We start from the raw sequence: 13,764 nt of genomic DNA, 5'->3' as shown, positions 1-13,764 counted from the left end.
GGCTCTTTTTGCCGTCTTTGGGGTATAAAAGAAGAAGAGCAACGTACCTGCTGCGAGGTATCCATAGGGTAATGAAAACGACCAAAGTTTCATGGCGTAATGATCGCGATCTTGATAACATAAACGCATAAACCAATGACACAGATAAAGAGGATGAATCCGATGAATAGAAAAGTGCTTGTTGTGGATGATGAATCCAGCATCGTCAGTGCCATTGCGTACGCACTGCGGCGTGAAGGATATGAAGTAGAGACAGCGAATGATGGCGAAGAGGCCTTGGAGAAGGTGGCTTTGTTCCATCCTCAAGTCATGATTCTGGATGTGATGATGCCCAAACTGGACGGATATGGCGTCTGCCGCAGGCTGGAAGATCGGGAGGATATCGGCATTATTTTGCTCACCGTCAAGAACGAACTGGTGGATAAAATTGTCGGTCTTGAAATGGGCGCAGACGATTATATGACCAAACCGTTCGAAATCCGCGAATTGCTCGCCCGCGTGAAGGCACTGATGCGTCGGGTAGAGAAAAGCAGTACCCCACCGCAGGACGACTCCAAGAGCCAAGCAATTGTCAATGGAACCCTGCGTATTCATGTTGCTCATCGCACTGTGACGGTGGGTGAAGAGAAGCTGGATTTAACGCCCAAGGAGTTCGACCTGCTGACCATTCTGATGTCCAATCCGGAACGGGTGTACACACGGGATGATTTGCTGGATCGAGTGTGGGGCATGGAGTACGCAGGGGGGACACGGACGGTAGATATTCACATCCAGCGTTTGCGCAAAAAAATCGGAGATACCGATCAGCAAATGCTGCAAACGGTATACGGTATTGGGTACAAGGCAACTGCTCCTGAAACAGGCGGAGCAGTATGAGAGTCAGCATCAAGCTAAAATTCAGCGTGTTTCTGGCCGCATTGCTCATCCTGACGGTGGTTGTGCTTAGCACCCTCGTACTCCGAGGCATTGAGCTTAATCAGCAATCACAGGTAGAGCGTACTCTCGCGCAACAGACGCGTCTCATTAATCTGAATGTGCGCCAGGCATATTATACGGAGGCCATTCGTCAGGAGCCGGAACAGTTCCTGCAGCAAAATGGACGTAGATTGGCGCAAGCTCTCTCTGACTCAACAGGCTTGCCAATTGCACTATATGACATGAGTGGCAAACAAGTGGGAGCTTCTTTTGCGCCAAGTGAGAATGAACTCGTTCAGGAGACTCTGAATTACGCATTGAAGAATAAAATTGCCTATCACGAGCAGGGAGAGACATTGCTTTATGCCGCTCCGCTGGACGGACCGGAGGGACAGATTGGTGCCATCTGGATTCAATATTCCGTGCAGAGTTATCAGGATTTCTATGCCCGGATTCAACAATTGTTCCTATGGGCAGGCATCACGGTGGTTGCGCTTAGTTTCATTCTAGGTTATCTGTTCTACAACCGTTTTGCTGTAGCGATTACCCGATTGAAGAAATCAGCAGCCTCCATTCAAGAAGGGAACTATATTACCGAACCCCCGGTCAAACGTAAGGATGAACTAGGCGATTTGGGACAAGGGATTTATTATATGAGCACGTCTATTCAGCAAAATATTGCAGCCATGCATGTTGAGCAGCAGAAGCTGCAACTGGCAATTGAGAAGCTGCAAGCATTGGAGCAGCAACAGAAACAATATATCGGCAACATCAGTCATGAGTTCAAGACACCACTGACGTCCATCAAGGCATACGTGGAGCTCTTAAATATGTACAAGGATGATCCACAACTGCTGGACGATGCGACGAATAATATCGGGAAAGAAACCGAACGATTATATGAAATGGTAGAGAAGGTGCTACACCTGTCTGCGCTTGAAAAGTACGATTTCGAGAATCAGGCGGAGGATGTGGAAATCAGGGCATTGCTTGCGGACGCTTGCGGACGAATGCGAGGCAAGGTTGAAAAGTTTGCACTGAACATGGAACTCGATCTGGAGCCCGCTATTATTCACAGTGACCGGGAGAGTCTGATGCACATTTTCATCAATCTGCTGGACAATGCGATCAAATATAACGTTGCTGGAGGCATCATTCGAGTGGAGAATGAGCGGCGTACAGAGGAACATCAGGCGGTTATTCGCATCTATAACTCAGGTACGCCGATCCCTGAAGAGGCACGGGAGAAGATTTTTGAACCTTTTTACACCGTCAATAAGGACAGAGCTCGCAAAACAGGCGGAACCGGACTTGGTCTATCCCTCGTAAAACAGTTTGTTGAAAAACAGGGCGGAACGATTACGTTACTACCAAGTGATCCAGCGCATCAAGAAGGCGTGACATTTCAACTTGTATTCCCGCTTGTAGATCAAGACATAGATACAAGTTTACAAGTTGGAAACAAGTCTGAATAACTTTGGAAGTATGCCAGCTTTATGATAGGTGTATAGCATAAGTAACCGAGGGGGATCACGACATGATGAGATGGATGAAAGTGACGTTTGGAGCACTGGGGGCAGCTGCGTTATTGACCACTGTTGCCTGTGGAAGCACCACAGAGCCGTCAGGCAATATACAAGGTGCAAAAACAGGTACAGATATTACGGTCAAAGATAACACGAACACGTCCGTTTACCAGAATTTCAAACTTGAGAAAATAGATAAATTACCTAATATGCGCGGAATCGCTTGGTTGAGCGAGAGCTCGATTGTGACGGATAAAGAAAACACGTCCATGAAACCTGTTAGTGTAGAGGGAGAGGAACGTTATCCGCACAACCTGTACATGTATGATCTGACGAAAGGCACAGATACACCGCTTATAGAGAGCGAGGTTAACCTGGGAGCACCGCAGGTATCGCCGGATGGACAGCATCTGTTCTACTGGCAGACGGAGGAAGCGACAGGCTGGCCTTTCATTCTGAACCTGAAGAGCGGAGAAGTGGTTGCTGCGGGTAAAGAGGATGGATTTGTTCAGGAAGGTGCCTGGCTGGATAATGAACATGTTGTTTTTTCCAATATGAAAGGAGATCTGATCTTGGCTGCACTGGACGGCACCACTAAAGTATTGGTAGAGACAGGTAACTTTAACGTGCGCAGTATCAAGGTGTCGGGCAACATGATCTACTACATTACGGGAGAGGACGGTCAACTGAACACCTATGATACGAAGACGGGCGAAGCCAAACAGGTGCTCAAAAGCGTGGAGTGGGTTATCCCTTCGAACGACGGAACGAGGCTTGCGATTGTAAAAAGAACAGCGGATACCAAACGGGCGCTGGTGCTCACCGATCTGGAAGGCAATGAGAAGGCCACACTCGCCAGAGGCACGCAGATTTTTGGCACAAGCTGGTCGGGTGATGACTCCAAGATCGCTTACACGATTAATTCCGATAAGGATAACGAAAAAGGATTGTTTGTTTCCAACACGGAATCGGCAGAGCAATTCCAGATCTCCGCAGAGATGGACAATGTGGCTGATTCGTTAGCCTGGAGCCCACAGGGGAACAAAATTTTGCTGTCACAATCCGTGATGGAGAATGAAAAATATCACTTTGTGACCTCAATCATTACGATTTCGGAATAGTTGCCCAATCAAAGGATAGTGGCGGCATGGAAGGCGTGTTCCATATCTTTCATGCCTTTCTATACATTTATATTGACTAAGTCCTTGCGCTTCCGATAAACTAGTATGCAGGAATATAAAGTCGAATGGTTAGACAGCAGTTCGAGACGATGTTTCGGGCGGCTGTTTCTTTTCTTTTTCTGCAAGTCAGGGTGCAATGTAGGTGGCTCGCCGGAGGAACCGGCCAACAACATGGAAGAGGAACAGGTGATATACATGTGTAACAGCGCGTATCGCGTGCTTTTATATTATAAGTTCGTGAAGATCGAAGACCCCGAGACGTTTACGCAGGAGCATCTGCAATACTGCAAGGACCTAGGGGTGAAAGGCCGTATTCTGATTGCTTCCGAAGGCATCAACGGCACAGTATCAGGAACGCCGGAGCAGACAGAGCAATATATGAAGGACATGCATGCCAATCCGCTGTTCAAGGATATGGTGTTTAAGATTGATGATGTGGAAGAGCATGCGTTCAAAAAAATCTTTGTGCGTCACAAAGCAGAACTGGTGACTTTCCGCGTAGACGATGAACTTGATCCGAATGAGATTAGCGGTAAACGCCTCTCGCCGAAGGAATTCCACGAGCATTTGCAACGGGATGACGTTATCGTCATTGATGGACGCAATGATTATGAGTATGAAATCGGTCATTTCCGCGGCGCCATCCGCCCGGATGTCGAATCGTTCCGTGAATTCCCCGAGTGGATTCGCGAGAATCTCGGTGATATGAAGGACAAAACAATCATTACGTACTGCACAGGCGGTATCCGTTGTGAGAAGCTGACAGGGTTTATGATCAAAGAAGGTTTCCAGGATGTTGCCCAACTGGAAGGCGGAATTGTAACTTACGGGAAAGACCCTGAGGTGCAAGGGCGTCTGTTTGATGGAAAATGTTATGTATTTGACGAGCGGATTTCCGTACCGATCAACCGTACCGATGAGGATATTGTTATCGCCAGCTGTTATCACTGTGGTACGACACATGACCGATATATTAATTGTCCGACATGCAACCTGCAGCATGTCTGCTGTGAGGATTGCGAAGAGACGCATAACCGCTTTTGCTCGGATGCTTGCCGGGAGGCAGCGCCCGTACAGGCATAAGCAGGAGAGCAGGTGCTGAACATGAAGCGTGAAGAAGAACGTACAACGCGTGAACGGATTCTGTTCATGCTGAAGCAGCAAGGAACGATGACGGCTCGTGAAATCACGGCGGAGCTAGGGCTGACCGGAATGGCGATTCGTCGCCATCTGACAGCACTGGAGCAGGAAGGATGGATTGAGGTGCGTGAGGCTCGTGCAACAGCAGGGCGTCCCTCCTCGGTATATCATCTGACGGATCGCGGAGACAATTATTTTCCGAAGTCGTACTCTTCTCTAACGCTGGAACTGCTTGATGAACTGTCTGATACGGCAGGCGGCGGAGTCGTGGATGCCCTTTTCGAAGGTCGCCGTGACAAGTTGCTTCGCAGCGGCTTGCCGCAGATGGAGGGGCATGACCTTGCCGGACGTGTCGAGGAACTGGCACGAATCCAGAATGCCAACGGGTATATGGCTGATGCATCTATCGAAGAAGATGGTACGTATGTCATTACCGAGCTGAACTGCCCGATCGTGCAGGTTGCGAGTGTGTACAAGCAGGCTTGTCGTTGTGAGCTGGAGCTATTTCGATCCCTATTGCAAGCGGACGTCGAGCGCACTGAATGTTATGCTGATGGCGGCAAGAAGTGTAAGTACCAGATTCGTGAGGTATCGGGGAAGTCATCATAGCGGGTCATCTATAAGATTGTTTCGAATTGTCGAAGCAGTCTTTTTTTTATCTAAAAAAACACTTGTACATAGTTTTTATACACGTTTATTCACTCTGATATGAATAAACACACCCATATCTCATTATGAACATATGTGAGTTGAATTACTTGTTATATGAATTCTGATCCAAATTTTTTTTTAAGAAGCGGTATTTTTCGGATTAAAAACACTCGTGATTATACCGATATATATCATATAAAAATTATAGCTTCTAAAAAAAAGGGGATAGGTCATGGCTCGGAAAAAATCAGGTTTTCTTCGTTCAATACTCACATTTTGTTCATTAAGGCAAACGGCAGGACAAATCATGCTGTCTTCACTGATCATCGTTATTGTCTGTGTTGCGGTCCTTTCGGTTACCTTCTATGTTCCTACATCGAATCAAGTCAAAAGCTATTCAACGAAACAGCTCGTATTAGATACGAAATTGCTGGCCAAAGAAATGGATATCAAAATGAAAGAGCAACAAACCGTCGTTAGAATGATTGCCGAGCAAGGTGCGTCAATTGGGGACAATAAAGAGCAACAGATGCAATTTCTCTCCAGTTTAAAAGAACAACATCCGGAGTTTACTACGGTTCTCTATTCACCGGATGTAACAGGACAGTTTGCGATGGACGCGACAGGTAAAGAATATGACTTATCGAGCCGGCCTTATGTAAAAGAAATTCAGGCGGGTCGTCCGTATGTCTCTGAACCGTTGATTTCTGTAGTAGATAATAAACTTGGCGTTGCCATTGGGTCGCCGATTATGAAAGATGGTCAACCGGTTGGTTTCTATACAGCTGGATATCAGATTAATGAATTGGTCGAAGATGTAATTGCATTTAAGCACGGCAACACGGGACAAGCAGTGTTGACGACAGCGAGTGGAATCTTTATCTATTCTCCAGATGAGACGAAGATTATGAATAGTAATATTACGGATATGGGCAACACCCATATGAATGAGGCATTTGCTGAAGCGGTAAAAGGCAATTATCTTGCATTTGATTTTCAAATAGATGGTGTTAAAAGATTGGGATACATGACTCAAACAGAACTGAACTGGGTTGTTGTTACATATATGGATGAGAGTGAATTTTCAAAACCGGTTAATGATCTGCTCGTACTTGTACTAACTGTAGGAATTATCATCGTTGCGGCAGCATTGTTACTCAGTATTTTAATCGCGACAAAAATTGTAAAGCCCATTCGTCAACTCACACACGGAATTGATCTACTGGCACAAGGCGATCTGACGTATCGCATTCCTGTAAAAGGGAAAACGGATATTAGCGCAGCCCTGCATTCATTTAATAGATCTAGTGAGCAACTACATCAGTTGATGACGAATGTTTCGGATCTATCCGGACAATTAACCGATTCTGCCAAACAGCTAGCCGTAGGTGCTGAGCAAGGTTCCAATGCATCACAGAGCATTACGGAGGCTATTATGGTGGTTGCCGAGGGCTCGGAGCGTCAAACGTCGAGCGTACAAGATGGTAGCGATGTAGCGGAAAATATTGCGATGCAGATTAATGGCGTCGCAGAACATAGCTCTCATGTATCCACCGTTGCTTCGGAAGCGAATGTACTCGCAACGGATGGATCTACAGCGATGCATGATCTGGGTAGGAAGATGGATGAGATGGAGTATGGAATTCGTGAGTTGTCCGGTACGATTCAAAACCTCAGCAGTTTGTCCACCTCTATTGGTGAGGTTGTAGGTGTAATCAGCAACATCGCCCGGCAAACGAATATCCTCTCTCTGAATGCGGCAATAGAAGCATCACGTTCTGGTGAGGCTGGCCGAGGATTTGCCGTCGTGGCCGATGAAGTTCGTAATCTTGCCGGACAGTCGATTGCATCCGCAGAGCAGATTGCTGGATTTATTGGGCGCATTCAGGTGGAGATTGAGCGTACACTTCGTGCTTCTGAGCAGACCGTTGAGCAGGCTGCTCAAGGCAAACAGGCGGGCGAAGTGGCAAGTGAGCTGTTTACGAATATTCGCTCGTCCGTGGAACAGGTCGCTGACAGTATCCGTAGTGTGACAGCGGCGGCAGAGGAGATTGTCTCTGGAACGGGGAGCCTGGTGGGCTCTATTCGCCTCATTGCTGATTCGGCTAGCGAGACAGCAGCAGAGACTGAAAATGTCTCCGCAGCGGCACAGCAACAAATGGCTTCTATGGAGGAAGTCGCTTCCTCATCAGCGGAACTTGCTAATATGTCAGAGCAACTGCGGTCACAGATTGAGAAATTTAAATTGTAGATCGATATAACGTATTAGATCGATGCTTATGGATTAAAGTAGATATAAAAAATGAGGCAACCCATTATTTGGGGTTGTCTTTTTTGATAATGTAAAGTTTTCTATCACGAATCTGAGTGAAACAAAAATGGAAGCGGTTCAACCATTGACGGAAGCCGTGATGCCCTTTAATATTAGGAAAACAATAAAAGAGCATCACAGCATGGACTTCAGTCGCATGCCAAAAGTCTAGATTTGTCTGCTTTTGTCGATCAAAGCAACAATGCGTTGAAGCGTTTGTTTTGTTCCGCTCTATCGTACCTGAGGGGATACAAGATGGAGTGTAACCGGAAGACCACATTTTTAACATTTGGAGAGGGGTTCTTACAGATGAAAAAGAAGTTTTGGATGTCATTGATGATGGCTGCTTCGATGATCGTAGCGGCAGGTTGCGGAAATAACAGTGGTGCAGGCTCGGAGTCCAAAGGTTCAGACAGCACAACAGGGGGCGGAAGCGCAGAGAAATCCTACCAGATTGCCATCTCCCAGATTGTGGAACATCCCTCGCTGGATGCTACACGTGAAGGTTTCATCGCTGCTCTGAAGGATGCCGGCATTGAAGAGAACAAAAACCTCAAGATTGATTATAACAATGCGCAAGGGGATTCCACGAACAACTTGTCTATTGCCCAGAAAATTGCCGGTGATTCCAAAAACGACCTCGTGCTCGGGATTGCGACGCCATCTGCACTGGCTCTCGCACAACAAGTGAAGGACAAGCCACTCTTGTTTGCAGCTGTGACGGACCCACTGGGTGCGAAGCTCGTGAGTGATATGGACAAACCGGGTGGCAATGTAACCGGTGCATCGGATACGAATCCAGAGGCGATTGTGCAATTGGCTGATTTTATCGCTAAAAACCTGCCGGATGTAAAAACAGTAGGACTGGTCATTAACGAAGGTGAGCCGAATGCAGTTGTCATGGCGAATAATGCCGAGAAGGCTCTGGCAACACATAACATCAAGCTGGTTAAAGCACCAGTAACCAATACATCGGAAGTCAAACAAGCGACAGACTCGCTGGTTGGTAAAGTCGACGCATTCTACATTACACTCGACAACTCCGTTGTAAGTGCGGTGGATACGATCATCCAGACGGCAAACAGCAACAAAATTCCGTTCTTCTCCAGTGATCGGGATACGGTAGAGAAGGGTGCTTTTGCAACCGTAGGATTTAAATATTATGACCACGGCTACCAAGTCGGTGAGATGGCTGCGGACATCTTGAAAAATGGAACCAAACCGGGCGATATGAAGGTGACTGTTCCGGACAAGCTGGATCTGATCCTGAACCTGAAGGCAGCTGAAGCTCAAGGCATCACGGTAACGGATGAGATGAAGGCCGAAGTGAAAGATCAGGCAAACAATATTATCCAATAAGAACCAATGGCCGGATTCATTTATTGATTAGCTGAAAGGTTGACATTACTTCGGCAGACGGAGGCGAGGCGAACGAGCAGGTGGGTTCGCCTCATTCTTTTCCGGTAGAGATAGACAGGGAGGAAGCAGTGTGAGTATAAGTTGGAATTCCATTGAAGGGGCCATTGAACTGGGACTGTTATATGCACTGATGGCACTGGGTGTTTATATTACGTTCCGTATTCTGGATTTCCCCGATCTTACCGTAGACGGAAGTTTTACTACAGGAGGCGCTATTGCGGCGGTCATGATCTCCAATGATTACTCCCCTTGGCTGGCCTGCTTGGCAGCTATGGCTGGCGGCATGATCGCTGGAGCCCTAACGGGTCTGCTGCATACGAAAGGCAAAATTAACGGACTACTGTCCGGGATTCTGATGATGATTGCCCTGTATTCGATCAACATGCGTATTCTTGGCGCACCGAATAAATCGATTATGGGCGTGGAAACGCCATTTTCAGGCGAACATGTCATGATCATTATCATTATTGTTGTGCTGGTATTTAAAATCATGCTTGATCTGTTCATGAAAACAGATATCGGACTCGCGCTTCGCGCTACAGGGGATAACAAACGCATGATTCGCAGCTTTGGTGCGAATACGGATGTAACGACCATTATTGGTGTCAGTCTGTCTAATGGGCTGGTAGCCTTATCTGGTGCGTTTATTGCTCAGCAATCCGGGTTTGCTGATATTACAATGGGCATTGGCATGATTGTCATTGGTCTGGCCTCCGTCATTATTGGCGAAGCAATTCTGGGTGCCAGAACGGTATTCTGGGCGACGCTGGCAGCTGTCGTTGGTTCCATAATCTATCGGATTGTGGTTGCACTTGCCTTGCAGGTGGAATGGTTTGATACATCTGATCTGAAGCTGATCACTGCCGTTATCGTTATTATTGCACTCGTCTTCCCGACAATGCAGCGTTCCATGAAACAGCGTAGCCTCGCTCGCAAACGGACCGAAGAGCTGATGCGTTCCGGCGGCCAACAGGCAAAGGGGGGCATGTAGCATGTTAGAGATTACACAAGTCACCAAACTGTTCAACCCGGGCACAACGGATGAGAAAACAGCTCTGGTTGGTGTGAATCTGATTATGAATCCGGGTGATTTTGTAACGGTTATTGGCAGTAACGGCGCCGGGAAATCAACCTTGATGAACATTATCTCAGGTGTGATGAAACCCGATATGGGTGACGTGCTCATCAACGACCGTTCAATCAGAAACTTGCCGGAGCATAAACGTAGTAGTTGGATCGGTCGTGTCTTTCAGGACCCCATGGCTGGAACCGCCCCGCATATGTCCATTGAAGAGAATATGGCAATGGCGTACAAACGCGGCAAGGGACGCGGACTTGGTTTTGGTGTGACCCGTGCGAGACGTGAAATCTTTAACGCGCAGCTGGAGAAACTGGGAATCGGGCTGGAGAAACGCCCGAATGCGAAGGTGGGTCTTTTGTCGGGCGGTGAGCGCCAGGCGCTCAGCTTGTTGATGGCAACCTTCACTCAGCCGCAGATTCTGCTGTTGGATGAACACACAGCTGCGCTTGACCCATCTCGCGCAGAGCTGATTACCGAACTGACAGAGACCCTTGTCCGTGAGATGAGACTTACCACGTTGATGGTAACGCACAATATGGAACAGGCCATTCGTCTAGGCAACCGCCTGATTATGATGGACAAAGGACGAATCATCCTCGATGTCAGTGAAGAGCGTAAGCGCACACTTACGGTGCCGGAACTGCTCGGTGAATTCGAGCGGATCAGCGGTAAAAAAATGGCGGATGACCGCGTGGTATTGGGATAAGGTTGAATTCATGTGAAGTCACATCCACAACTATCGCTTGAGAAACAGGGCCCTTTGCGTTATCGCAAGGGGCTTTTTTTATGGTATCTTGAAGAGGTGTGAGTTGGAAAATACTTGAGAGATACATAGATACATTAGAAAAAAGATAAAGCAGATTGCTGATCTGCGTATGGCATATATGAGGGCACACAAGGGAGGAACGAGAATGTCTCTTCAATTTGATGAGGGAACCTATACGGTATCTCAGCAAATGGATTCGATTCGCTTGCTGGCGAAGGAGTTTGCGCTTTTGCATTTTCTGTACGAAAACAAAGATAAGGCCTTCACACGTAGTCAACTGCTGGATCGAGTATGGCCGCTAGAATATCCGGTGGAGCGCACCGTAGATGATCACATCTATCGTCTCCGTAAGAAGTTGAAGCGCTGGGATGAAGTCAGTCTAGATACGGTTCGTGGTTATGGATATCGGCTTGCTTTACGGGAGAATAGGGCCGTGTTGCCCCCGAATCCGTCTATCCATGATCCCGAGATGCAGGAAGTTGTGCATGGACTGCTTCGGAAATATCATCTGTTCGGCCAAGGGAATTCAATCCAGATGCTGATTCGTCAACAAGAGGCACTCGGCGTACGAATAGAACCGTATTATCAGTTGTACCTGCATTTCATACAGGGAGATCTGGATTGGCTAATGAACACAGCGGAGTTTCCCTTGGAGGAGCGTCTGTATTGGCTGCTGATTTATGTCCATGCTCTCGTTGAACCTGCGGAAAGTCTGATGTTGTACAAACAAGCGATTCATTCATCTGTTTTGCCTGCCGAGCACCGCCAGGAATTAAGGATTCTTAATATCATTGATATCTATGCCGAGACGGGTCAGTATCAGGAAGCCAAGAAGCAGTTGGAAGAAACATATCGGGTGATGGAAGCAAATCAGTTAATCTATTTCAAGTTACCTGTGAGTATAACTGCACTGTCTGTTGAACTATGGGGTGGGAGCGGTGAGGCCGTTGAGGAACAGATGGCCGTTCTGCGCACGCAATTAAAAGACGCTCCTTATCTGCGGGAGATCGGCCGTTTCCAGGTGATGGAGGGCTTATGGCTACTGCGGCAGGGACGGGTGCGAGAAGCTGAACTGCGAATGGATGACGGTCTGGAAGTATTGAAAATGTCGCTCCATGCACCGCTTTATCTTAATTCAGCGTATCAAATTCTCCTGTTCATGGATCATCACCGAGTTGAAGGGAGACTCCGCAATAAATACCAACAGATTTATACAGAAATCAGTAAATCCTATGGCGTGTCCGTATACGGGCAGCAGATCGTGAAGACGATCCGTCACTTTTTATCCGCTAATTCCTTATCCTCTGATCTTCCTCTGACATAGCTCACCTAAGATTACAGCTAAGGACATCATGTTCGCAAAACCGCTGTAATCAAGGGAGGAAGTACATGTATGACAGCTAATTCATCAAGAAACGACACATCCGATTCATCTACACCAGATAATTCATCTGGTAAATCTGCTGCAAAAACCTCAAAAAGCCTCTGGACTAATCTTAAGTTTGTGCGTCTGTTTGTTGCTTACGCACTCGCCACCTTTGGCGATTGGTTCGATGCGCTCGCCATCCAAGTCATGGTGGCTTACCGATGGGGAGCCGATCCGTTGATTATCGCGCTGATCCCTGTCTGTATGGCTGTGCCAGGTATCTTGTTTGGGTCGGTAGCTGGTGCTCTCGCTGATCGACTGCATAAAGTGAGAATTATGATTCTCTGTGATGGCATTACCATTGCACTAACGGTGGGCATTTTATTCGCACCAAGCCCGGCATGGCTGCTGCCACTTCTGGCTCTGCGTGCGATGATGAGTGTGTTTCACGTTCCTGCCCAGCAGGCGTTGACACGGCAGATCGTGGCAGAGGAGCAACTGTTTCAAGCCTCGTCACTGAACGGGTTTGTGAATCAGTGTGCGAAAATAGCAGGTCCCCTTCTGGGTGCAGTTGTATTGGCCTTTTTTTCTCCACAAATCTGCATTCTGATCAATGCGTGTGCTCGGCTGTTATCGGGCGCTGTATTATGGCCTTTGCGACGTTTGGTAGAGAAGAAAGAAGCTTTAGCAACCGATGAGCATAACGAAGAGAATCGGAAGGAACCCGAGACTTTCTTCAAGCAGTGGCAACAGGGCTGGAAGTATTTACGCCACACCCATACAGTCAGGAATACCATCGTGTTTGGCTGTCTTGGCCTCATGTCTATTCTGATGGTCGAATATCAATTTACGACCCTGTTTCGGGAAATCAAACCAGGTAATGAATCTATGCTCGGCTGGCTCGGTTCATCCGTAGGTGCGGGAGCAGTGTTTATCATTTTGCTGTTAAACCGATTGCCGAGATTAGGGTACGGATGGGGTCTAGGCGGCGGATATTTCCTCATTGGCGCCGGAATTGCAGGACTCGGCTGGGTTGATCCGGATACGTCGACGGCATGGATTATTATGTTGGGCCTGTGTACAGGTCTGGGGAATGGACTGTTTATGGTCACGATGAATTATTTGCTGCAAAAAGAGACCTCTCCTGACTATGTAGGACGTGTATTCGGCATTCAAAACTCGTTATACAGCGTTGTGCTGGTCGCTGCCCCGCTTGCTGGCGGTGCGATCATCCGCTTGGCGGGACCGAGTCCGACTTTTCAAATGATCGGTCTGGCTACGCTAGCCATTGGTCTGACAGGCATCCTGTTCCAGCGTATGTTGTGGTCGCTTAACAGAAGATCCACTTCGAGTGAAAAGGTGGGATCTGCACAGCAACAGCAAGGCGTCTCCTAAATTGCTTGTTTGG

The 13,764-nt window shown here is 47.6% G+C and carries 11 protein-coding genes; all 11 read left to right on the top strand.

Annotated features, from left to right (window positions below):
• Window positions 1-162 precede the first annotated feature (162 nt).
• Window positions 163-876 (top strand): response regulator transcription factor, encoded by a 714-nt coding sequence (locus tag H7T88_RS02400; RefSeq protein ID WP_221786686.1) that lies wholly within the window; start codon window positions 163-165, stop codon window positions 874-876.
• The gene (locus H7T88_RS02395; protein ID WP_221786684.1) at window positions 873-2,390 is read left to right on the top strand and encodes a sensor histidine kinase; all 1,518 of its coding nucleotides are present in this window, start codon (window positions 873-875) and stop codon (window positions 2,388-2,390) included. Before H7T88_RS02400 ends, H7T88_RS02395 begins: the two co-directional genes overlap by 4 nt.
• Before the next feature lie 62 nt (window positions 2,391-2,452).
• A complete protein-coding gene (locus H7T88_RS02390) occupies window positions 2,453-3,562 on the top strand; it encodes a TolB family protein (protein ID WP_221786682.1) in 1,110 nt (369 codons plus the stop codon).
• A 255-nt stretch (window positions 3,563-3,817) separates the two neighbouring features.
• On the top strand, window positions 3,818-4,705 hold the full coding sequence (trhO, locus tag H7T88_RS02385) for an oxygen-dependent tRNA uridine(34) hydroxylase TrhO (RefSeq protein ID WP_090921769.1): 888 nt from the start codon (window positions 3,818-3,820) through the stop codon (window positions 4,703-4,705).
• Between the two features lie 21 nt (window positions 4,706-4,726).
• A complete protein-coding gene (locus H7T88_RS02380) occupies window positions 4,727-5,371 on the top strand; it encodes a helix-turn-helix transcriptional regulator (RefSeq protein WP_221786680.1) in 645 nt (214 codons plus the stop codon).
• A gap of 274 nt (window positions 5,372-5,645) precedes the next feature.
• Window positions 5,646-7,664 carry a methyl-accepting chemotaxis protein gene (locus tag H7T88_RS02375; protein WP_221786678.1) on the top strand — a complete coding sequence of 673 codons (2,019 nt, stop codon included), beginning with the start codon at window positions 5,646-5,648 and terminating at the stop codon, window positions 7,662-7,664.
• Between the two features lie 369 nt (window positions 7,665-8,033).
• Complete coding sequence (locus H7T88_RS02370; RefSeq protein WP_154890118.1) at window positions 8,034-9,083, top strand: ABC transporter substrate-binding protein; 1,050 nt, start codon at window positions 8,034-8,036, stop codon at window positions 9,081-9,083.
• Window positions 9,084-9,273: 190 nt separating this feature from the next.
• Entirely contained in the window at window positions 9,274-10,134 is an 861-nt protein-coding gene (locus H7T88_RS02365) for an ABC transporter permease (RefSeq protein WP_240036800.1), read from the top strand.
• A 1-nt stretch (window position 10,135) separates the two neighbouring features.
• Window positions 10,136-10,930, top strand: coding sequence for an ABC transporter ATP-binding protein (locus H7T88_RS02360; protein ID WP_090921652.1), 795 nt, complete (start codon window positions 10,136-10,138; stop codon window positions 10,928-10,930).
• Between the two features lie 205 nt (window positions 10,931-11,135).
• The gene (locus H7T88_RS02355; protein WP_221786676.1) at window positions 11,136-12,314 is read left to right on the top strand and encodes a winged helix-turn-helix domain-containing protein; all 1,179 of its coding nucleotides are present in this window, start codon (window positions 11,136-11,138) and stop codon (window positions 12,312-12,314) included.
• A gap of 69 nt (window positions 12,315-12,383) precedes the next feature.
• The gene (locus H7T88_RS02350; protein ID WP_221786672.1) at window positions 12,384-13,751 is read left to right on the top strand and encodes an MFS transporter; all 1,368 of its coding nucleotides are present in this window, start codon (window positions 12,384-12,386) and stop codon (window positions 13,749-13,751) included.
• Window positions 13,752-13,764 lie beyond the last annotated feature (13 nt).

This window comes from Paenibacillus cucumis (ex Kampfer et al. 2016) (assembly GCF_019748695.1).
GTDB classification, from domain to species: Bacteria; Bacillota; Bacilli; order Paenibacillales; family Paenibacillaceae; genus Paenibacillus; species Paenibacillus polysaccharolyticus.
The sequence above is the reverse complement of the archived record's forward strand: the minus strand, read 5'-3'. Positions and strand labels throughout refer to the sequence as shown.